The organism is Cupriavidus plantarum (genome assembly GCF_905397285.1).
In the GTDB taxonomy this organism is placed as follows: domain Bacteria; phylum Pseudomonadota; class Gammaproteobacteria; order Burkholderiales; family Burkholderiaceae; genus Cupriavidus; species Cupriavidus plantarum.
On the sequence record NZ_CAJPUX010000003.1, the window covers coordinates 411179 to 430207 of the forward strand.

Sequence of the window (19029 nt, forward strand, 5' to 3'; positions counted from 1 at the left end):
AACGCACTGTTACGTCCGTCACAGGCGCGCCGGGAATCCCCCGGCCGCGCCACGCTCTAACCGGACAGCTCCACAGGAAAGGATCCAGACTCATGCGTTTTCGCGTTGTTGCCTCCAAAGCTATGTACAAAGCGATGTCCAAGGCGGCCTCCACCGTCGCGGCATGTGCCACCGTGGCGCTCATGTCGGCAATGACTCCCGCCCACGCAGCCGCCACCGACCAGTTGCAGAGCTTCGTCTCGAGCGTGAAGAGCGCGCGCGGCGAATTCACGCAGAAGCAGGTCAAGGGGCAGGGCGACATCCTCAAGGTGGCCGGCCAGTCGAGCGGCACATTCACGTTCGCGCGTCCCGGCAAGTTCGTGTGGCGCTACACCAAGCCGTACGACCAGCTGCTGCAGGCCGACGGCCAGACGCTGTACATCTACGACAAGGACCTGAACCAGGTGACCGAGCGCAAGCTTGACGGCGCGCTGGGTTCGAGCCCGGCCGCAATCCTGTTCGGCAGCAACGACTTCGAGAAAAATTTCACCGTGGCCAACGGCCCGACGCGCGACGGCATCGAGTGGCTCGAGCTGAAGCCGAAATCCAAGGACACGCAGTTCGAGCGGATCGGCATCGGCTTCAAGGGCGGCAATCTGGAGGCCATGGAGCTGCGCGACGCGTTCGGCAACACCACGCTGCTGACGTTCACGAACATCCAGAAGAATCCCTCGCTGCCGGCCGACACGTTCCGGTTCGTGGTGCCGAAGGGCGCCGATGTCATGAAGCAATAAGGTCGATCGATGTTCCACGCTCCCATCTCCGCCGCCCTGCCCAGAACGCGGTCCGCGATTGCCGCGTTGTCCCTGACCGCCGGCGCGCTGCTGGCCGGGTGCGCCGCGCCCGGCGCCGCGCGCCATTTCGACGTCGATGCGTTCCTGCGCGGCTCCGATACGGCGTTGCCGGAGGTCATCGGCAACGCCGACTTCCTCAAGGCCACGCGTGCCTCCGCCACGCAGTGCGCGACGCTGTTGCAATCGCCGACGAGCGGGGCGCTCGAAGAGTTGCCCTCCGCGGGCCTGCGCCCTGCGTGGCTGTTGCATCCGGCCGGCACGCCGGACAAGGTATGGCTGATCGTCAGCGAGACGGGCGGCGAACGCAGCTGCCATGGCCCGCTGCCCGCCGACGCGATGAAGACGCTGGCCGAGCGGGCGAAAGGCGGCTGACTGGGGCGGCTGACTGTCTCCTGACTGTCTCCCGGCTTGTTCGATTCCGAGATGACAAATTTGTAATTTGACCCCCTGTATGCGAATGATTATCGTCATCGGTTGACATCCGACCACGGAGAAGATCGATGATGAAATCAAGGGGGAGGCTGGGTGTGACCATGGCGGCGAGCGTGGTCACACTGCTGGGATTGTCCGCAACGGCCGCCGCGCAGGAGAAGGTGCTCAATCTGTACACGGCGCGTCACTATCAAACCGACGAGTCGCTGTACAACAACTTCACGCGGCAGACCGGCATCAAGATCAACCGCATCGAGGGCCAGGAAGATCCGCTGCTCGAGCGCATCCGCAATGAAGGCGCCAATAGCCCGGCCGACGTGTTCATCACCGTCGATATTGGGCGGCTCTGGCGCGCCCAGCAGGCCGGCGTGTTCGCGCCCGTGAAATCGAAGGTGCTGGAGTCGCGCATTCCCGCGAACTATCGCGATCCCAATGGCGAGTGGTTCGGTTTCTCCGCCCGCGCGCGCGTCATCGCGTACAACAAGGCCGCGGTGAAGCCCGGCGATATCGCGCGTTACGAGGACCTCGCCGATCCGAAATGGAAGGGCAAGGTCTGCACGCGGTCGAGCGGGCATGTCTACAACCTGTCGCTGGTGTCGAGCCTGATCGCGCACGATGGCGAGGCAAAGACGGAGGCCTGGGCTCGCGGCGTCGCCGGCAATCTCGCGCGCGCGCCGAAGGGCGGCGACACCGATCAGCTCAAGGCCGTCGCGGCCGGCGAGTGCGATGTCGCGATCTCCAACACCTACTACATCGCGCGCCTGCTCAAGTCCACGAAGCCCGAGGACAAGGCCGTGGCCGACAAGCTCGGCGTGGTGTGGCCGAACCAGTCGAGCCAGGGCGTGCACATGAACATTTCCGGCGGCGGCATGCTCAGGCATGCGCCGAACAAGGAGGCCGCCGTGAAATTCCTCGAGTACCTCGCGAGCGACGAGGCGCAGGCCTACTTCGCCGACGGCAACAACGAGTGGCCCGTGGTGCCGAGCGTGAAGATCGCCAATCCCGCGCTCGAGGCGCTCGGCACGTTCAAGGCCGACAAGATCAACGTGGCGGAACTCGGCAAGTACCAGTCCGAGGCGCAGAAGCTCGTCGACAAGGCGGGCTATCGCTAGACGTTACCGGCACCGCCGGGCACCGCCGCGCCTCACAGCAGGAAGCGGCGGTTGTCGTTCGGCGGATACTGGCTTTCGACCTTGCGGAACTTCAGGCGGGTACTGCTGGTGAGCTTCCGCTTGGCCATGCGCTTCTGCAGCTGGCGATGGACCGCGCCGATATGGCCGACGGAGCCCTGCGCATAGGGCTTGCCGTCGGTGGCGCCCGCGAGGCCGCCGCCCGCCGCGAGCGCGGCATTGGTTTCCGCGGCCGTCTTCGCGATCAGCACGTCCAGCACCTGCCGCGCGCGCACGGCGGCCTGCAGCATCGCGTCGCCGGGATTGGCGCGCGCGCGCACCGCATCCTGCGGCAACCGAACGCTGCCGGCCACGCGGCGCAGCGCGGCACGCAGTTCGCCGCCGTCGAGCGCGGCTTCCTGCACGATCCACACGGCGTCATGGCGCAGCCAGCCTTCGACGTCCTGCAGGCGGCGGAGCAGCGCGGGCATGAGCAGGCGTCCGCCGAACCGGCGTCCGCGGCGAATCGCATGCAGGCCGATGCGGCGCATCTGCGGGTTGTCGCTGTCGATCAGATCCTCGATGACCCGGTCCGCGTCGTCCTGGGACTCCATCAGCTCGGCGAATTGCCCGGCCAGCGAAATCTCTTCCACATTGCTCAGCTTGTTCTTGGCCGCCAGCCTGGAAGTCTTGAACAACAACATGCGGTAACGCAGCATAAATACCCTCGAACGGAATAGCCGATAAATACCTGCTCGTGGCCACGCATGAAGACATGGGCCATTGGCGGTTGTCGGCACCTTCGAAGATAACTTTAGCTAGGTGTTTACCCTTATCTCGCTCGAATGGCACGTGATAACAGGATCACAGGCAGGATCCCGACCGCGACGATGACGAGGGAAGCGGTGGCCGCCTCGGCCAGCCGCTCGTCGGCGGCGAGGTTGTAGGCCTGCACGGCCAGCGTATCGAAATTGAACGGCCGCATGACGAACGTCGCGGGGAGCTCCTTCATGACGTCGACGAACACGATCAGCGCGGCCGTCAGCAGGCTGCCGCGCAGCATGGGGGCGTGGACGCGGCGCAGCGTCGAGGCGGGGCCATGGCCGAGGCTGCGGGCGGCGCTGTCCATTGCCGGTGTGATGCGCGCCAGTCCGGCGTTGACCGATTGCAGCGCCACGCCGAGAAAGCGCACGAGGTACGCATAGACGAGCGCGGTGATGCCGCCCGTCAGCAGCAGTCCCACGGACAGGTCGAGGTGCCGCTGCATCCAGTCCGCGAGCACGTTGTCGAGGCGCGCCACGGGGACCAGCACGCCCACGGCGATCACGGAGCCTGGCAGCGCGTAACCCATGCCGCAGAGGCGGGTCAACGCACGCACGAGCCTCGCGCGCAGTCCCGCGGGCGCGCCGCGTCCCGCATAGCCGATGGCCAGCGCCACGAGCACCGCAACGGCTGCCGTGATGCTCGCGAGCGTGAAGCTGTTGCGCACGAGCGCGATGAAACGCGGGCCGAACTGCGCGTCGCCATCGAGGAACGCCATGCGGCAGAGCATCAGCGCGGGGACCAGGAATCCCAGCAGCACGGGCAGCACGCAGAACCCCGTGGCCAGCCACCCGTGCCATCCCGCGAGCGTGCGGGGCGCGGGGCGCCTGTGCCCGGCGCGCGCGTCGTCGTGGACCCGCGCGCGGCCGCGGTTCATGCGCTCGATCCACAGGATGGCGATGACGAACAGCATCAGGCAGGCCGATAGCTGCGCGGCGGCGAGCTTGTCGCCGAGGGAGAACCATGCACGGAAGATGCCCGTCGAGAATGTCGGGATGCCGAAGTACGCCACGGTGCCGAAGTCCGCGAGCGTTTCCATGAGCGCGAGCACGGTGCCTGCCAGAATGCCCGGCCATGCGAGCGGCAGCGCGACGTGCCATGCGACGCGCCACGGACCGTGGCCGAGCAGTCGCGCGGCCTCGAGCGCGCTGGCGCCCTGTTGCAGGAATGCGGCGCGGGCGGTCAGATACACGTAGGGGTACAGCACGAGCGTGAACAGCACGATCGCGCCGCCGATCGAGCGGATATCGGGAAACCAGTATTCGCGCGCGCGCCAGCCCGTGAGGTCGCGCAGCCATGTCTGCACTGGCCCCGCGAATTGCAGCGCGTCGGTGTAGGCGTAGGCGATGACGTATGCGGGCATGGCGAGCGGCAGCACGAGCGCCCACTCCATGAGGCCGCGCCCCGGAAAGCGCGTCATCGCGGTGAGCCATGCGGTGGGGACGCCAAGCAGCAGCACGCCGGCGGTGACGCCCGCCAGCAGCATGAGCGTATTGCCGATGTACTCGGCCAGCACCGTATCGACGAGATGCCGCCAGGTATCGGTGGCGGGCGCGATGACGCTGGCCGCCACCACGCCGAGCGGGATCACGATCAGCAGCGCCATCAGGCACGCGAACGTGGTGAGCGGCGGTGGAAGGATGCGTCGGTGGCGGTCGAGCAGGAGCATCCATGCATTCTAGCGCCGCGGCTCTCTATAATCTGCGGCATGCGCAACGATCTCCCAGTCTCGGCCATCCCGATGACCCACGCGGCGAGCGTACCGCCCCGGCCGGTCGTCGAGGTAGACCGCATCGCCCATGCCTTCGGCCGCCACACGGTCATCGACGGCCTGTCGTTCTCGCTCACCGCCGGCACGATCGCCTGCCTGCTCGGCCCGAGCGGCTGCGGCAAGACCACTGTGCTGCGCGCGATCGCCGGGTTCGAAACGCTGCGCGCAGGCGAAATCCGGATCGACGGCGAGGTCGTCTCGTCGGCGGGCAGCGGCCTGCCGCCCGAGCACCGCCGCATCGGCATGGTGTTCCAGGACTACGCCCTGTTCCCGCACCTGACCATCGCCGACAACGTCGGCTTCGGACTCATCGGCACCCACCGGACGCAGCGCGACGCGCGCGTCCGCGAAATGCTCGCGCTCGTCGGCCTGCACGACGCCGGCAACCGGTACCCGCACGAACTGTCCGGCGGCCAGCAGCAACGCGTGGCCCTCGCCCGCGCGCTCGCGCCGCGCCCCGCGCTCCTGCTGCTCGACGAACCGTTCTCGAACCTCGACATCGACTTGCGCGAAAGGCTCGGGCAGGAGGTGCGCGACATCCTGCGCGCGCAGGGCACCACCGCGATCCTCGTCACGCACGACCAGCACGAGGCGTTCGCCATGGCGGACGAGATCGGCGTGATGCATGGCGGCAGGATCGAGCAATGGGGCGACGCGCATACGCTGTATCACCAGCCCGCCACCCGTTTCGTGGCGGGTTTCATTGGCCAGGGCGTGCTGCTGCGCGGCCGTGTGCGCAAGCGCGCGATCGCCCTCGCCATCGGCACGCTGCCATGGCGCAATGCGCTCGCGCTGGCCGACGGCACCGAGGTGGACGTGCTGATCCGCCCGGACGACCTCGTGCACGACGCCGCCGGCCCCCTGCGCGGCCGGGTCCTCGACAAGGCCTTCCGCGGCGCCAGCATCCTGTACACGCTGCAACTGGACGACGGCAGCCGCGTGCTCGCACTGGTGCCATCGCACCACGACCTCCCGCCAGGGTCCACCCTTGGCCTGCGTGTCGAGGCGGACGATGTCATCGCGTTCGAAGCGGGCGCCTTCTCCCGATCGTCTACACTGTGACGTTTCGCGTGTTAGTTGATGAGGTGCTTAGTTAGGTCATGACTGTGGCGGACTCGTTGTTCTCTGACTCCCCGGACCGTTCCCGGCAACCGCTCGCGGAACGCCTGCGCCCGCGCACGATCGACGAGGTCATCGGTCAGCAGCATCTGCTCGGCCCCGGCAAGCCGCTGCGCGTTGCGTTCGCGTCGGGCGAACCGCATTCGATGATCCTGTGGGGGCCGCCCGGCGTCGGCAAGACCACGCTCGCGCGGCTGATGGCCAATGCATTCGACGCCGAGTTCATCGCGCTGTCGGCCGTGCTGTCCGGCGTCAAGGACATCCGCGAAGCGGTCGAGCGCGCCGAGCAGTTCCGCATGCATGGCCGCCGCACGCTCGTATTCGTGGATGAGGTGCACCGTTTCAACAAGAGCCAGCAGGACGCCTTCCTGCCGCATGTCGAGAGCGGGCTGTTCACGTTCATCGGCGCCACCACCGAGAACCCGTCTTTCGAGGTGAACGGCGCCTTGCTCTCGCGCGCGGCCGTCTACGTGCTCAAGAGCCTGGACGAGGCGGAACTCACCGCGCTCGTGCGCCGTGCCACCGAAGAGCTGAACGCCACCGCCGCGGAGGGCGAACCGCCGCTGGAGTGGGACGAGGGCAATGGCGAGGGTGACAGCGACAACAACGCGCTGAACCTGATCGTCGCCTCCGCGGACGGCGATGGCCGCAAGCTGCTCAACAATATCGAGATCGTCGCGCGCGCGGCCCGCAACGCGAAGCAGGCGCGCATCGACACGGCGCTGCTCGGCAGCGCGCTCGCCGAGAACCTGCGCCGCTTCGACAAGGGCGGCGACGCGTTCTACGACCAGATCAGCGCGCTGCACAAGTCGGTGCGCGGTTCCGATCCCGATGGCACGCTGTACTGGTTCTGCCGCATGCTCGACGGGGGCGCCGACCCGCGCTACCTCGCTCGTCGCATCGTGCGCATGGCATGGGAAGACATCGGCCTGGCCGATCCGCGCGCGGCGCGCATCACGCTCGACGCGGCCGAGACCTATGAGCGGCTCGGCTCGCCCGAAGGCGAACTGGCCCTTGCACAGGCGCTGCTCTATCTCGCCGTGGCGCCGAAGTCCAACGCGGGCTACAACGCGTACAACGCGGCGCGGGCCTTCGTCGCCAGGGACAAGTCGCGGCAGGTGCCCGTGCATCTGCGCAACGCGCCCACGCGCCTGATGAAGGAACTCGGCTACGGCCACGCGTACCGCTACGCGCACGACGAGCCGGAAGCCTATGCGGCCGGCGAGCACTATCTGCCGGACGACCTGCGCGACCAGAACTGGTACCAGCCCACGCCACGCGGCCTCGAAGGCAAGATCGGCGACAAGCTGCGGCACCTGCGCGACCTCGATGAGGCGTGGCATCGTGCGCAGCAGGGCAAGAAGGGCGAGAAGGGCAAGTAGGACGAAGGGCAGGACGCGGCGGGAAGCGCCAGAACAGCCACGGGTAACCGGCGCAAATTGGCGCACCGTCGCCCCCTGCGGGTGCAGTAAAATGTCGCGTTCTCCGGCATCTCGCCGGATTCCGCACATCGCAGCAGCCCATCAAAGACCGCAACATGCTCGACATCCAGCTGTTCCGCAAAGACATCGACGCCGTGGCGCAACGCCTTGCCACGCGCGGCTATACCCTCGACGTGGCGGCGTTCCAGGCACTGGAAGCCGAACGCAAGCAGTTGCAGACCCAGACCGAGGATCTGCAGGCGCGCCGCAACAGCCTCTCCAAGCAGATCGGCATGCTCAAGGGCAAGGGCGAGGACGCCTCGGCCGTCATGGCCGAAGTGGGCGGCATCGGCGACAAGCTGACAGCGTCGGCCGCGCGGCTGGCCGAGATCCAGTCCCAGATGCAGGACCTGATGATGTCGATCCCGAACCTGCCGCACGAGAGCGTGCCGGTAGGGAAGGACGAGACCGAGAACGTCGAAGTCCGGCGCGTGGGCACCCCGCGCGAGTTCGACTTCGAGGTGCGCGACCATGTGGACGTGGGCGCGAAGCTGGGCCTCGACTTCGAGACCGCAAGCAAGGTCACGGGTGCACGCTTCACGATGCTGCGCGGCGGCGTCGCGCGCATGCACCGCGCGCTGGTCCAGTTGATGCTGGACACCCACACCGAAGAACACGGCTACACGGAAACGTACGTACCGTACATCGTCAACGCGGCCTCGATGCGCGGCACGGGCCAGTTGCCGAAGTTCGAGGAAGACCTCTTCAAGGTGCCGCGCAAGATGGGCGGCGAGGGCGAGGACGGTCAGGGCCGTACCGAGAACTTCTACCTGATCCCGACCGCCGAAGTGCCGCTCACGAACATCGTGCGCGACACCATTGTCCCGGGCGACACGCTGCCGCTGCGCTATGTCGCGCATACGCCGTGCTTCCGCTCGGAAGCAGGCGCATACGGCAAGGACACGCGCGGCATGATCCGCCAGCACCAGTTCGACAAGGTCGAGCTCGTGCACGTGGTCGAGCCCGAGCAGTCGATGGACACCCTCGAGCAGCTGACCGGCCATGCCGAGGCGATCCTGCGCAAGCTCGAACTGCCGTTCCGCACCATCGTGCTCTGCACGGGCGACATGGGCTTCGGCAGCACCAAGACCTACGACATCGAGGTCTGGATCCCGGCGCAAAACACGTACCGCGAAATCAGCTCGTGCTCGAACATGGGCGACTTTCAGGCACGGCGCATGGGTGCCCGCTACAAGGTGGGACAGGGCAAGCCGGAACTGCTGCACACGCTCAACGGCTCGGGCCTTGCCGTCGGCCGCACGCTCGTGGCGATCCTGGAAAACTACCAGAACGCCGACGGCTCGGTCACGGTGCCGGCGGCGCTGCAGCCTTATATGGGCGGCCTGACGCGACTCGTTCCGGAAGCGTAAGAAGAATATGAGCAGGGACTTGCATTCCCTGCAAAGATGTCGCTATAATCGCGGTTTCGCTGAAACGAAAACGAAGCGACCAAGTTACCGGAGAGGTGGCAGAGTGGTCGAATGTACCTGACTCGAAATCAGGCGTACCGGCAACGGTACCGTGGGTTCGAATCCCACCCTCTCCGCCAAATAAAAACCTGTCGTTAGATTCGACCACCGACAGGCACACACTGCATCAAATTCGAGCCGACGCCTGCGCAAGCAGCCGTCGGTTTTGTTTTTCCGTAGCACCCATCGTCAGCGGGGTTCGAAACCTACTGCATGAGACCCGACATACATTGTTCCCAACAACAACAAACACGGTCACATGTTAGTCGGCTACGCCCGGGTCAGCACTCAAGAACAAGAGACGCACGCCCAAACCGACGCACTGCGAGAAGCGGGCGTCGGTTTTATTTTTTCCGAAAAGCGATCCGGCGGTAGCGCTTCAAAGCGACCCGTATTGGAACAGATGCTGGCCACGATCAGCCAGGGTGATACGGTGGTCGTCTACAAGCTCGACCGCATCGCGCGATCACTAAAAGACCTTCTCATCATCATAGAGCGCATAGAGGCGGCGGGCGCTCAATTCCGAAGCTTAACGGAGCACATCGACACCCGATCACCAGCGGGTCGCATGATCTTTCAAATCGTCGGAGCGTTTGCTGAATTCGAACGTGAGCTTATACGCGAGCGAACAAAAGTGGGAATGGCCGCAGCCGCCCGACGCGGTGTGAAGATGGGGCGACCGACCGCAATGAGCGAACAGCAGGAAGCGGAAGCAATGCAGCTGTGGTTCACGGGCCGCTACACGAAATCAGCGCTAGCACGCCGATACGGCACCCACATCTCCAGCATCAAGCGTGCGATCAAACGCCACCGCGAACGCATACAGCCAAGCCTACTGGACGCTGCATAAAAAAACCGCGACCCGAGGGATGAGCCGGATCGCGGCACAACTCACTGCGACGTAATCATAGCCACTACGACACAGCGAAGCATCACCATACGGACAGAATCGAATCTGCACTGACAGTCATAGTCCTAGCGCTTGCGTAGTAACTGCGTCCTCAATAACTTCGCGAACACGGCGTTGCGCGTCGTGTCCTTGAACTTCAGATAGTCGTTGAGCGCCTCGACCAGCTCCGACGGCAACTCGACAGTAACGGCCACCAGCTCGTGGCGCGCACGATATGCGGCTTGCCTCTCAGCTGGCGTCATTGCCGTCCCTGTCGACGGACGACCGCGCTTGCGCTTCACCGGCACCAACTCACCAGTAACCTTGTCGCTAGCGTCTTTCATGTCACGCACCCTTACGCAAGAAACCACCAAGTTCACGAAGCACGAGCAGCCAAATACCGGCAAGGATCACGATACCAACCCAACGAATCGCCGGCATCCCATTCGCAAACCAACCGAACACCGAATTGATAATCCACACCGACCAACCACAAAACTCCGCATAGCTCACGATGCGATCTCCTATTTTCGTCACACGTAACGTCAATTCACAGAAGGCGAGGCACCGACAAAGAAGTAACGCCCACCGTCTGAGACATAAGCCTGTATCTCGTACGCTGGACAGACCTCCATTGCGGCCTTCATCGCATCAACAATGACAGCGTGCATATCGTTCGAATCTTGAACGAAGTAGGTCACAGGCTCTGGCACTACGATGCCCTTCGAAGACCAGTAGCGCTTTTTGTTGAGCTCGTGCGCATCAAACTCTTTGGTAACGTACTTCGCAATGTACGCAGCCAACGCATGACGCTTCCACTTGCCGCCTGTCTTTGGATTACGAACGTCCACATTCCCGTTAGGACGGCCCTGCTCATCAAGCCCAACGACACGACGCCAAACAGCGCGCACGAGGTTGTACACGAGACGACCATGCACAGCGACGTGGATATGCCAGGCGCCACGCTTCTGCGGCTCAGGCACCGCAACGTAGTGGTACATACCGGCACGTTTCATAGCCCGCATGAACGCCTTGAAATCCGCCTTCAAACGCTCGATGTCCTGCATGTTTTCGCGGTACGTAAGTGTCAGCAGCCTGTCAGCCTGAATTTCCTGACAACGCAAACGAACGTTCTTGCGCGCACGCTTTGCCGATGCGTGCCGAGACTGCTCGACATTCTCGGACTCACCTCGCTTTGCACGAGGCAGGGCACGAATTTCGTCCATGCGCTTACGCACAGCGAGCGGGTAGCCATAGAAGTTCACCGAGCCGTCGCCCTCGAAATACCGCATCCGACCAACGATAGTGTCTTTCCACGCGCTATCGACAAAACCGCGCTCGACATCGGCCTGTCGCATCCGCTCCTGATAGGCAACAGCATCGGTCGTACCGTCACAGAAGGGGGTCACGCCATCGTCATATCCTGCGATGGCTTTTGAATCTTGATAGTCCTGACCTATAATCTCATCACGCATGGCGAGTGTCCTAAACGTGTCGCTATGTAGGCCCCGGTCTGCACCAACAGATGCGGGGCTTTTTCTTTGCGGCCTCGAGGAGATATCGCCCGGAAAGCCGCGCCAGTACTTGTGTTCTTAAGTGTTATTACTTCAAGTCTAGGGGCTCGCTTCGCTCGCCCCGACTCGTGCTCCTCCGTGCGCGCGGTCGGGGCGAGCTTCGATGCCCCTGCGATTCGCGGAGACAGCCCGTCAAACGATCTTTGCTGAATCCCGGTGCCTACCCACCTTGATGCGCTGAAAATCGCTTGCAGGGGCTGTGGCGCGATGATCGCCGCGCCTTCCCATCACTCATCGCACCGCCCGCTACTCGGGTGCGCGAGCCTCGCTGAGCCGCTCGACAACGACCCGGAGGCCTGCCACCCGCCTATGCGATCCAGCCCGACCCCAAACGCGCCACCACTCCCGACGCTAGACGCAATAACGTGCCACGGATCCAGCTGCGATCGTGAAACAAAATTGCGCTAACCCTCAACCGACTCGTGTGCGGCCTCAACACGAGGCTTAGGCTTCGACGAGAACGAACCCTCGGCTGGCGTAACACTCACCTGCGGCGCGTCACAAACAGCAACCATGTCAACGTCGCCATAGCTGTAGCTCACTGCGCAGTCACTCACACGGCGAACCTTGTACCCCGCCTCAACGAGCTCATCCGACGTAGTACTGAAAACACGCTGACCGTTCTGAGACATAGCAAGCGAGTACACCTGACGCCCCGAGGCGAGCCTAACCAACCCCTGAACATGAACGCCAAGTCCGGAAAAAGGTCCGGCAGGTGAGGCAGACTTCCTGACGCCAGAAGCCGAGACGGCGGACGCACCCCCTACGCCGTGATCATCCGCGTGCGGGGCTACGGAGCGCGACGGGGCGACGACAGACGACGCTCCAGAAACACCCTGCAGCTGAGAAACAGCCGCAGGGTGGGCGGCATCCTTAGGCTTAGTCTTAACAGCAAGCGGGTTCATAGGCTTACCGCTGGACAACATCAACACGAGAACGACGAGCGCAATAGCGAGGCCGATGAACGGCCACCGCCGCCATAAAGGAACGATGTCGTTAGCGGCCAGCTCAGCACCGGCACCGGACTTAGTGTGGGACTTGTAGAACTTGAAATACCGCTTGTCGTATCGACGAACGGTGGTGTTCACGACCTCACCCCGAACACCGTCCATAACCTTGCGGATATAACCGCTATTACTGCCGAGCGCCGTAGCCTTGCGGACCTTGTAGCAGACCTGAACCAAGTCCACGATGTCTTTACAGACCTTGCCATAGCTCTGCGTGATCAACAAAACGTCAGCGAGCTCATGCCGATGCATGGCGTACCACTCGCGAACCTTGCGGCCAGTGCCATCACGCGGCAGACACATGTGAGCTTCATCTACGACGTACAGCGGACCTGAGCCACTCTCCGGATGTCGCCAAAGGTCACCGTAGCACTCCATAGTAGAAAAAGGGCGCAGGTAGACCTCATCGTCGGCAACGTCACCGAGAGCAGCCGAAAGACCAACACGCTTCTCAGCTCGACCCTTCGCATGCGTACGAACATCGATCAGCGCACGCTGTTCAGGTGGCAACTCGTCAAGAACGAGCGGCAGGTTCGTAATGACCTTACGACCCTGATTGAGCGCCGGAAGAACGTGGAAGGCGACAGCCTCATAACTCTTTCCGCCGCCGGGGGCACCAAGCAGAAGATTAATCATCGCTAGGCCTCCAGCGCCTCAAGGCGCTCCTGTATCAACTCCAACTTCCGCATAGCCGCATAGGACCGCGAAGCAAGCACCTCCAGCTGCTCGTCCCAATCGTTGTCGCCGAACTCGTTTTCATGCTCGTAATCCTCCCGAGACGTGACCTCGGATGCCAGGTCATTAAAGGCGTCCCGCGATTCGTCGTACTCAGCTTGGTAGTGCGCGGCAAGATCAACCAACCGTGCAATGAGAGCGCGCCTCTTGAACCCAAAGAGATCCATGACTTAACTCCCGAGCCGTGTGAACGGAATTACCTGCAGAGCAAGCTTGATCCCGATAGCCGCGAGAATGATCGCTAGACCCTCACCAACCCGGAGAAGACCGACGACATTCACAAGGTCGGCAGGAGCTCCGGATAGGTACTGAGCGGGGTTCAATGATGCAAACGCCTCAGTACCGGGCAACCCATTAAGGACCGTGCCCACGAGCCGCAACATCCCTTCGAAGGCCCAGCAAACCAGATCGGTACCAACCAGCCACGCCGCGGCGAACGCAGCAACAGCCAGCGACCCAAACCAACCCGCGAGCGCGGCGAACTTAGCCAACACCGCAGTGAAGAAAGCACCCATAAGACCCCCTAGAAAATGATTTTGCGAGCCGTGAAAGTGGCCGTGACAAGCACAACAAGCCCGAGGGCCTGCCATATCCAACAAGGAACCGAAATGTCGTACGAACCGTAAGAACCGAGCCGACCGCCCGGATTAACCGCCAACCGCCAAACGGGGCATTGACCAGAACCGAAGGTAGGAAACATCGTCTTGACAGCCTGAAAAAACGGAGTCGCCTGTACATCAGGCTTATTGGCCTGCCACACGCCGGCAATTCCCTGCGGATACTTCTGCGTGTAGAGCTTAGGAAGCTCAGGCATCGACGAGTCGGTGAACTGGATAACCGTATCGTTCTCCTGACCTGTAGAGGTATGAGACTCGCCTGTAGTGTTATTGGTGACAGTCGTCGTCGTGTTGTTCGTGACGTTCCAAACCATCGTGTTCGTACCAGCGGTATTCCCGGTCTGACCGAGGGTCATGGTGGGGGTGGTAGTCGTTGTCGTCGTGATCGAATCACCGTTGGCATTGGTGCTATTCGAGCTAGACACCGTTGACTTGCCGGTGACAGGCGTAGAAGGAAGGCCCCACGAGGCCGAGTCGACCGCATCCACAGGAACCCAGCCGCCGTTGTCATAAATATTCCGAACGACATCGGGAGCCATGCCCGGCGAAGAAGTCATCTTGTCCGTGATGGCCTGCTGAATCTGCGTATCCGTGGCGGGCGCGCTATCAACCGGCGCGACATAGCCAGGAGGCACGCAGGTACCAGAAACATTCGAGTGCGTAGGAGCGCAACCCGCGTTCCTACCCACCTGATAAGTTCGAGTGAGGACATCGACAACCACGCCATCCGACTTCCTCGCACGCTGGACAACGCACCACGCACCATCGGCACCGGCTGGATCAGTCCTCAAGACCGTGTAAATAGTCCCGTTCGGCCCGCTAGCAGACGTTTGAGCAGCCATATACATCACGCAAGTATCAAAGGCGTTCGAGGAGATGTACTGACTGCCGAGATTCCAATAGCCACCAGACGCAGGGTATGGCTTACCGTTCGGCGCTTGCTCCGGGACACCGTTCTTAGTCCATTGCCCATTGACCCACTGAATACCCTTCTCAAGCAGGATCGAACCAATGATGCCCGCTGCAATGCCGCCCGGCGTCGTGCGAGCGACACCGACGACACCACGACCAATCGACCCAAGCGGGGAACGAATGATGTCCTGCACAGCAACACGTGCAGCGCCCCCGAGTCCGCCACCGACAGGTATTTCCATGACGGCTCCGCGAGTCATCGTCACGCCGCCCGCATCGGCAGCAATACCAGACGGAACACCAGCACGACCGGCGCTATAAGCGTTCAGATCGCGCATCAACTGGTTGACCTGAGCCTGACTGGTCGAACCAACGATGTTCCCGTTCCCATCCCAATGGATGATCGTCTGACCGCGCGCCTGCCCAACGAAAAACAGCGCCACAAAGAGCGCTGTCAATATCCATACCTTGTAACGGTTAATCACGATACGCGCCCCCTGAACGCGAGGATGAACACAAAGGCACTGATACCGCCGAGCATCGCGATCAACACGTAGAACAGCGCTACCAGTGCCCCCGTCATGGCCTTGACCTCAGACCTTGCTGACGGCGCGCTTACCGAGCGTGATGCCCTTGAACGCGAGCGCGATAGCGATAACCGTCACACCGACGGTACCGACGAACGTAGCGACGGTGCTCAGATCCACTGCTGCGAAAATTGCTTCCATGCCTAACTCCCGAAAAAGCCGAGGAAACCGCCCCGGCAACGGCGGAGGGAAATCCCCCTAAACCTTACGAATCAGATCGATGGCAACACCGATACCGAACCCGAAAAACCACGCAGTAATAACCGCGCCGAAACCCCACGCATATGCGTAGGCGATGTCTTGTGCATTGATGCCAATGAGCGCGAGCTGTTCAGCCGTGCAGCAGGTCCCGTCCATCACCGACCCCGAGCCGCGCAGTACTGCGCATAGAGAGCACGCGACCTAGCGCGATGCGCAAGCAGGGCGGCCGCATCCTCGTCAACCAAGGCACGAACATGCAGCCACATAGAGGCGAGCCGGGCGATCATCACGCCGACGCAGACGGAGCAGGGCGCGCACCAGCGCGACTGAGAGGCTTGAGGCCCACGACCTCAAAGTCGATACGGCCATCGCGAACACGCGTACCGAAGTCGGGCAGGTAGTCACCCGGCGGAGTGTCCTTGAGCGCGTCCGCCACCATGACCGTGCCCACGTTGATTTGCTCGGGCTGACCCTCGCGTTGAGCGGTAATGACGCACTGCGCCTCATGCATCGAATACGGGCGACCAGTCTTTTGCGACGTGCCCGAGCGGCTGTTGATCGCAAGAATCGTGAGCTTGAAGTTCATGGCTTGTTACCTTTTGAGATGAATGAGACAGGCCGTGCCCGTCCGGAGCCGTTTACCCGGCGTTGTTTACCCACTACACTTCGGTCATTGCACCAAACGGTTACTACTAACCGAATGGTGAGCATCATAGTGCTAACCGTTTGGTTACTACTAATTGAGGTTATCTATGAGCTACAAGGAATTGATTGCTTTGGCGCTGCAAGGCAAAAGCGTCTACCAACGCTCCAAGGAACTGGGCGTGAATCAAATGACGCTAGGAAGGTATGTGAGAGGCGAACGACTACCGGACTATCAGACGGCGCTGATGCTCGCCCAAGAAGCAGGAGTAGATCCGGGCGAGGCGTTCGTCATGCTGGCGCAGGAAGAAGCGATGCGGTCAAGGGTTCAAAAGGGACCCTCTCCGCCAAAATAAAAAGCTGCTGACTGATTCGACCACCGGCAGACTACAAACGTAGTAAATCTGAAGCCGACGCCTGCGCAAGCAGCCGTCGGTTTTGTTTTATTCAGGGTTACTCGCCGAACCCCTCCGCCGGCGGCAACGGCGTTCCCGCTTCCGCGGGCAGCTTCGACACCAGCAGCTGGTCGATCTTGTGATGGTCGATGTCGAGCACTTCGAAGCGGAATCCCGCCACCGTGATCGATTCCGATTTCTTCGGAATACGCTTGAGCGCGTAGATCACGAGTCCCGCCACGGTATCGACGTAATCCTCGCCCGGCAGCGTATCGAGTTCCAGGGCCTTCTTCAGATCGACGATCGGCGTCAGGCCATCGACGAGCCATGACGAATCGTCACGGCGTACGATCTGTTCGTCCTCGGTCGAGTACAGGATGTCGCCCATCAGCGCGCCGACCAGATCGTCCAGCGTCACCACGCCCACCACCAGCCCGTATTCGTTCATCACCACCGCGAAGTTCTCGTGCATCTCGCGGAAACGCGTCAGAGCCTCGGAAAGCGTCAGCGTATCGGGCACCACGAGCACGTTCTTGTCGTAATGCTGGCCGATGTCCGCCAGCACGGCCGCACTGTCATGGGCGAGCAACTGCTGCAGGATGTCCTTCGAATCGATATAGCCGAGCACATCGTCGAGGTCGTGCCCGCATACGGGGTATTGCGCGTGCGGCTGCGTGACGAGCTTGCGTCGCACGCTCTCCGTGGTTTCGGCGAGGGTCAGGTAGACGACGTCGTCCCGCGGCGTCATGATCGCCGGAATGCCCTTGGAGTCGAGTTCGAATACGTTCTCGATCAGATGCAGTTCGTGCTTGCGCAGCACGCCGGCCTCCGCGCCCGCATCGACCATCGCGGCGATGTCCTCGGTGGTGATCTGATCGACCGGCTTGGTCGGCAGGCCCAGCAGCCGCAGCATCGCATCGGCGGCGCCGTTGAAGATCCAGACCAGCGGCTTCAGCACCTTGAGCAGCGTAAGGATCGGGCCGATCACGGCGACCGCGCACGCTTCGGGGAACGTCATCGCGATCCGCTTCGGAATCAGGTCGGCAAACTGGATGAACAGCAGCGTCACGATCAGGAACGAGCCGATATTGGCCACGCGCTGCGCATGATCGACGCTGAGGTAGGGCAGCAGCGCCTCGTAGGCGAGATCCGAGACATGTTTCTCGCCAAGGATACCGGCGAGGATCGCCACGCTATTCACGCCGATCTGCACGATCGTGAAGAAGTTGCCGGGTTCCTCCTTCAGGAGCATGACCTTGGTCGCGCGCGCATCCCCGCGCTCGGACATGGTCTGGAGCTTGGTACGGCGCGCGGCCGTCAGCGCAATCTCGGATACCGAGAAGAACGCGCTGATCGCCACGAGAAGAAGAAGGGTCAGGACGAACATGTGATCGATGATGGTGCAGCCATCATGGGGCTGTCAATGATCGAAGCTGACGACGGGTACAGCGAGCCGGGCGGCGAGGGACGCCGAGAGTTCCGCGGCCGCCTCGGCAAACTGCACGCGCATGTCGTCGACGAGGCTCGACGTCGCCCGATGGCTCGCGCGCAGCAGTTGCACTTCGAACGGCAGCGCTGGCGCAATGTCATGCAACATCACGCGCGTGGCGTCCGCGCTGAGCGCCGTGAACTGGTCGAGCAGGCTGATGCCGAGTCCCGCATCGACCAGCGACAGCGCCAGCGAGTACGTCTGCACCTCGAGTGTGGCGTGAGGCTCCAGCGCATGGCGCGCCAGCGTTTGCCGCACGAGCAGCCCAAGCGAGGTGTTGTCGTCGTGGCCAATGAACGGCCGATCCATGAGTCGCTGCATCGACAGCACGCCCCGACGGCTGCCGGAAGGCAACGGCTGCGCGCGCGGCACCGCCAGCAGCATGCGGCCCGCCGCTACCGGCTCGCTGGCGATCGCCTCGTGCCGCGGCGGCGCGTAGGCAAAGCCCACGTCGATCTGATTCGACAGCAGCGCATCGACGATCTCGTCCGTATGGTGCGTGAGCACCTGCACCTGCGTCTCGGGATGCCGCGCGCAGAAGCGCCGCACGGCGGGCACCAGCAACGGATTGGCGAGGCTGGGCGTGGCCGCTACCCGCAGGCGTCCCGCGCCCTTGTGCCGCAGGCTCTCCGACACGCGCCGCACGCGCTCCACCTCGCCATATAGCCTTTCGACATCCCCATAGAGCGCCACGGCCTCGGGCGTCGGCTGCAGCCGGCCGCGCACGCGCTCGAACAGACGGAAGCCGAGCGAGGCCTCGGCATGCTGCAGCACGCGGGTCACCACGGGCTGGGACACATGGAGCAGGCGCGCGGCCTCGCTGACGGTGCCCGTCAGCATCACGGCGCGGAACACTTCGATCTGGCGCAGGCGCATCGGCGTGGTGCGAAAAAAATCCGGTTTTGGTGCGGGAAATCCCCACTCGTGCTGGCGCGCGGGTATCCA

21 protein-coding genes and 1 tRNA gene are annotated in these 19029 nt (G+C 62.9%); 9 read left to right on the top strand and 13 right to left on the bottom strand.

Going from position 1 to position 19029, the window contains the following annotated elements:
• Nucleotides 1–92 precede the first annotated feature (92 nt).
• The 3 genes from lolA (at nt 93) to KHP16_RS16575 (ending at nt 2377) form a co-directional block, all read left to right on the top strand.
• On the top strand, nt 93–773 hold the full coding sequence (lolA, locus tag KHP16_RS16565) for an outer membrane lipoprotein chaperone LolA (protein ID WP_373561883.1): 681 nt from the start codon (nt 93–95) through the stop codon (nt 771–773).
• Nucleotides 774–782: 9 nt separating this feature from the next.
• Nucleotides 783–1205: a hypothetical protein gene (locus tag KHP16_RS16570; RefSeq protein WP_109580357.1), complete on the top strand. Its 423-nt coding sequence runs from the start codon at nt 783–785 to the stop codon at nt 1203–1205.
• Between the two features lie 131 nt (nt 1206–1336).
• A complete protein-coding gene (locus tag KHP16_RS16575; RefSeq protein WP_415831114.1) occupies nt 1337–2377 on the top strand; it encodes a Fe(3+) ABC transporter substrate-binding protein in 1041 nt (346 codons plus the stop codon).
• Nucleotides 2378–2409: 32 nt separating this feature from the next.
• On the opposite strand, the gene KHP16_RS16580 is transcribed toward KHP16_RS16575, so the two are convergent.
• Nucleotides 2410–3093, bottom strand: coding sequence for a hypothetical protein (locus tag KHP16_RS16580; protein WP_109580358.1), 684 nt, complete (start codon nt 3091–3093; stop codon nt 2410–2412).
• A 113-nt stretch (nt 3094–3206) separates the two neighbouring features.
• The gene (locus KHP16_RS16585) at nt 3207–4865 is read right to left on the bottom strand and encodes an ABC transporter permease (protein ID WP_115952673.1); all 1659 of its coding nucleotides are present in this window, start codon (nt 4863–4865) and stop codon (nt 3207–3209) included.
• A gap of 39 nt (nt 4866–4904) precedes the next feature.
• Between KHP16_RS16585 and KHP16_RS16590 the strand changes: the two genes are divergently transcribed.
• From KHP16_RS16590 to KHP16_RS16610, 5 genes are all read left to right on the top strand, one after another.
• Nucleotides 4905–6029, top strand: a complete 1125-nt coding sequence (locus KHP16_RS16590; protein ID WP_211960690.1) for an ABC transporter ATP-binding protein — start codon at nt 4905–4907, stop codon at nt 6027–6029.
• Nucleotides 6030–6073: 44 nt separating this feature from the next.
• On the top strand, nt 6074–7468 hold the full coding sequence (locus tag KHP16_RS16595; RefSeq protein ID WP_280528142.1) for a replication-associated recombination protein A: 1395 nt from the start codon (nt 6074–6076) through the stop codon (nt 7466–7468).
• Between the two features lie 155 nt (nt 7469–7623).
• Nucleotides 7624–8937: a serine--tRNA ligase gene (gene serS / locus KHP16_RS16600; RefSeq protein WP_109580361.1), complete on the top strand. Its 1314-nt coding sequence runs from the start codon at nt 7624–7626 to the stop codon at nt 8935–8937.
• A gap of 89 nt (nt 8938–9026) precedes the next feature.
• A tRNA-Ser gene (locus KHP16_RS16605) sits at nt 9027–9116 on the top strand.
• Nucleotides 9117–9295: 179 nt separating this feature from the next.
• On the top strand, nt 9296–9886 hold the full coding sequence (locus KHP16_RS16610) for a recombinase family protein (protein WP_211960692.1): 591 nt from the start codon (nt 9296–9298) through the stop codon (nt 9884–9886).
• Nucleotides 9887–10011: 125 nt separating this feature from the next.
• On the opposite strand, the gene KHP16_RS16615 is transcribed toward KHP16_RS16610, so the two are convergent.
• The 9 genes from KHP16_RS16615 to KHP16_RS16650 form a co-directional block, all read right to left on the bottom strand.
• Nucleotides 10012–10269 carry a hypothetical protein gene (locus KHP16_RS16615; RefSeq protein WP_211960693.1) on the bottom strand — a complete coding sequence of 86 codons (258 nt, stop codon included), beginning with the start codon at nt 10267–10269 and terminating at the stop codon, nt 10012–10014.
• Between the two features lies 1 nt (nt 10270).
• A complete protein-coding gene (locus tag KHP16_RS16620; RefSeq protein WP_211960694.1) occupies nt 10271–10438 on the bottom strand; it encodes a hypothetical protein in 168 nt (55 codons plus the stop codon).
• A 32-nt stretch (nt 10439–10470) separates the two neighbouring features.
• On the bottom strand, nt 10471–11400 hold the full coding sequence (locus KHP16_RS16625; protein WP_211960695.1) for a rolling circle replication-associated protein: 930 nt from the start codon (nt 11398–11400) through the stop codon (nt 10471–10473).
• Between the two features lie 503 nt (nt 11401–11903).
• Entirely contained in the window at nt 11904–13142 is a 1239-nt protein-coding gene (locus KHP16_RS16630; protein ID WP_211960696.1) for a zonular occludens toxin domain-containing protein, read from the bottom strand.
• 2 nt (nt 13143–13144) lie between these two features.
• A complete protein-coding gene (locus tag KHP16_RS16635) occupies nt 13145–13408 on the bottom strand; it encodes a hypothetical protein (RefSeq protein WP_211960697.1) in 264 nt (87 codons plus the stop codon).
• A 3-nt stretch (nt 13409–13411) separates the two neighbouring features.
• Entirely contained in the window at nt 13412–13756 is a 345-nt protein-coding gene (locus tag KHP16_RS16640) for a DUF2523 family protein (RefSeq protein ID WP_211960698.1), read from the bottom strand.
• 8 nt (nt 13757–13764) lie between these two features.
• The gene (locus KHP16_RS16645) at nt 13765–15255 is read right to left on the bottom strand and encodes a hypothetical protein (protein WP_211960699.1); all 1491 of its coding nucleotides are present in this window, start codon (nt 15253–15255) and stop codon (nt 13765–13767) included.
• A gap of 108 nt (nt 15256–15363) precedes the next feature.
• Nucleotides 15364–15498: a hypothetical protein gene (locus KHP16_RS28525; protein ID WP_280528135.1), complete on the bottom strand. Its 135-nt coding sequence runs from the start codon at nt 15496–15498 to the stop codon at nt 15364–15366.
• A gap of 346 nt (nt 15499–15844) precedes the next feature.
• Nucleotides 15845–16144, bottom strand: coding sequence for a hypothetical protein (locus KHP16_RS16650; protein WP_211960700.1), 300 nt, complete (start codon nt 16142–16144; stop codon nt 15845–15847).
• Between the two features lie 166 nt (nt 16145–16310).
• On the opposite strand from KHP16_RS16650, the gene KHP16_RS16655 reads away from it, so the two are divergent.
• Nucleotides 16311–16556 carry a helix-turn-helix domain-containing protein gene (locus KHP16_RS16655; RefSeq protein ID WP_211960701.1) on the top strand — a complete coding sequence of 82 codons (246 nt, stop codon included), beginning with the start codon at nt 16311–16313 and terminating at the stop codon, nt 16554–16556.
• Between the two features lie 97 nt (nt 16557–16653).
• On the opposite strand, the gene paeA is transcribed toward KHP16_RS16655, so the two are convergent.
• Together paeA and KHP16_RS16665 are read right to left on the bottom strand one after the other, a co-directional pair.
• The gene (gene paeA / locus KHP16_RS16660; protein WP_121490594.1) at nt 16654–17982 is read right to left on the bottom strand and encodes a polyamine export protein PaeA; all 1329 of its coding nucleotides are present in this window, start codon (nt 17980–17982) and stop codon (nt 16654–16656) included.
• Nucleotides 17983–18015: 33 nt separating this feature from the next.
• Nucleotides 18016–18960 carry a LysR family transcriptional regulator gene (locus tag KHP16_RS16665; RefSeq protein ID WP_211960760.1) on the bottom strand — a complete coding sequence of 315 codons (945 nt, stop codon included), beginning with the start codon at nt 18958–18960 and terminating at the stop codon, nt 18016–18018.
• Nucleotides 18961–19029 lie beyond the last annotated feature (69 nt).

Bases quoted from the DNA above. Each gene is read 5' to 3' on its own strand.
- KHP16_RS16570 (WP_109580357.1), top strand. From the start codon at position 783: ATGTTCCACGCTCCCATCTCCGCCGCCCTGCCCAGAACGCGGTCCGCG.
- KHP16_RS16585 (WP_115952673.1), bottom strand. From the start codon at position 4,865: ATGCTCCTGCTCGACCGCCACCGACGCATCCTTCCACCGCCGCTCACC.
- paeA (WP_121490594.1), bottom strand. From the start codon at position 17,982: ATGTTCGTCCTGACCCTTCTTCTTCTCGTGGCGATCAGCGCGTTCTTC.
- serS (WP_109580361.1), top strand. From the start codon at position 7,624: ATGCTCGACATCCAGCTGTTCCGCAAAGACATCGACGCCGTGGCGCAA.
- lolA (WP_373561883.1), top strand. From the start codon at position 93: ATGCGTTTTCGCGTTGTTGCCTCCAAAGCTATGTACAAAGCGATGTCC.
- KHP16_RS16650 (WP_211960700.1), bottom strand. From the start codon at position 16,144: ATGAACTTCAAGCTCACGATTCTTGCGATCAACAGCCGCTCGGGCACG.
- KHP16_RS16615 (WP_211960693.1), bottom strand. From the start codon at position 10,269: ATGAAAGACGCTAGCGACAAGGTTACTGGTGAGTTGGTGCCGGTGAAG.
- KHP16_RS16590 (WP_211960690.1), top strand. From the start codon at position 4,905: ATGCGCAACGATCTCCCAGTCTCGGCCATCCCGATGACCCACGCGGCG.
- KHP16_RS28525 (WP_280528135.1), bottom strand. From the start codon at position 15,498: ATGGAAGCAATTTTCGCAGCAGTGGATCTGAGCACCGTCGCTACGTTC.
- KHP16_RS16635 (WP_211960697.1), bottom strand. From the start codon at position 13,408: ATGGATCTCTTTGGGTTCAAGAGGCGCGCTCTCATTGCACGGTTGGTT.
- KHP16_RS16630 (WP_211960696.1), bottom strand. From the start codon at position 13,142: ATGATTAATCTTCTGCTTGGTGCCCCCGGCGGCGGAAAGAGTTATGAG.
- KHP16_RS16610 (WP_211960692.1), top strand. From the start codon at position 9,296: ATGTTAGTCGGCTACGCCCGGGTCAGCACTCAAGAACAAGAGACGCAC.
- KHP16_RS16640 (WP_211960698.1), bottom strand. From the start codon at position 13,756: ATGGGTGCTTTCTTCACTGCGGTGTTGGCTAAGTTCGCCGCGCTCGCG.
- KHP16_RS16580 (WP_109580358.1), bottom strand. From the start codon at position 3,093: ATGCTGCGTTACCGCATGTTGTTGTTCAAGACTTCCAGGCTGGCGGCC.
- KHP16_RS16655 (WP_211960701.1), top strand. From the start codon at position 16,311: ATGAGCTACAAGGAATTGATTGCTTTGGCGCTGCAAGGCAAAAGCGTC.
- KHP16_RS16625 (WP_211960695.1), bottom strand. From the start codon at position 11,400: ATGCGTGATGAGATTATAGGTCAGGACTATCAAGATTCAAAAGCCATC.
- KHP16_RS16575 (WP_415831114.1), top strand. From the start codon at position 1,337: ATGAAATCAAGGGGGAGGCTGGGTGTGACCATGGCGGCGAGCGTGGTC.
- KHP16_RS16665 (WP_211960760.1), bottom strand. From the start codon at position 18,960: ATGCGCCTGCGCCAGATCGAAGTGTTCCGCGCCGTGATGCTGACGGGC.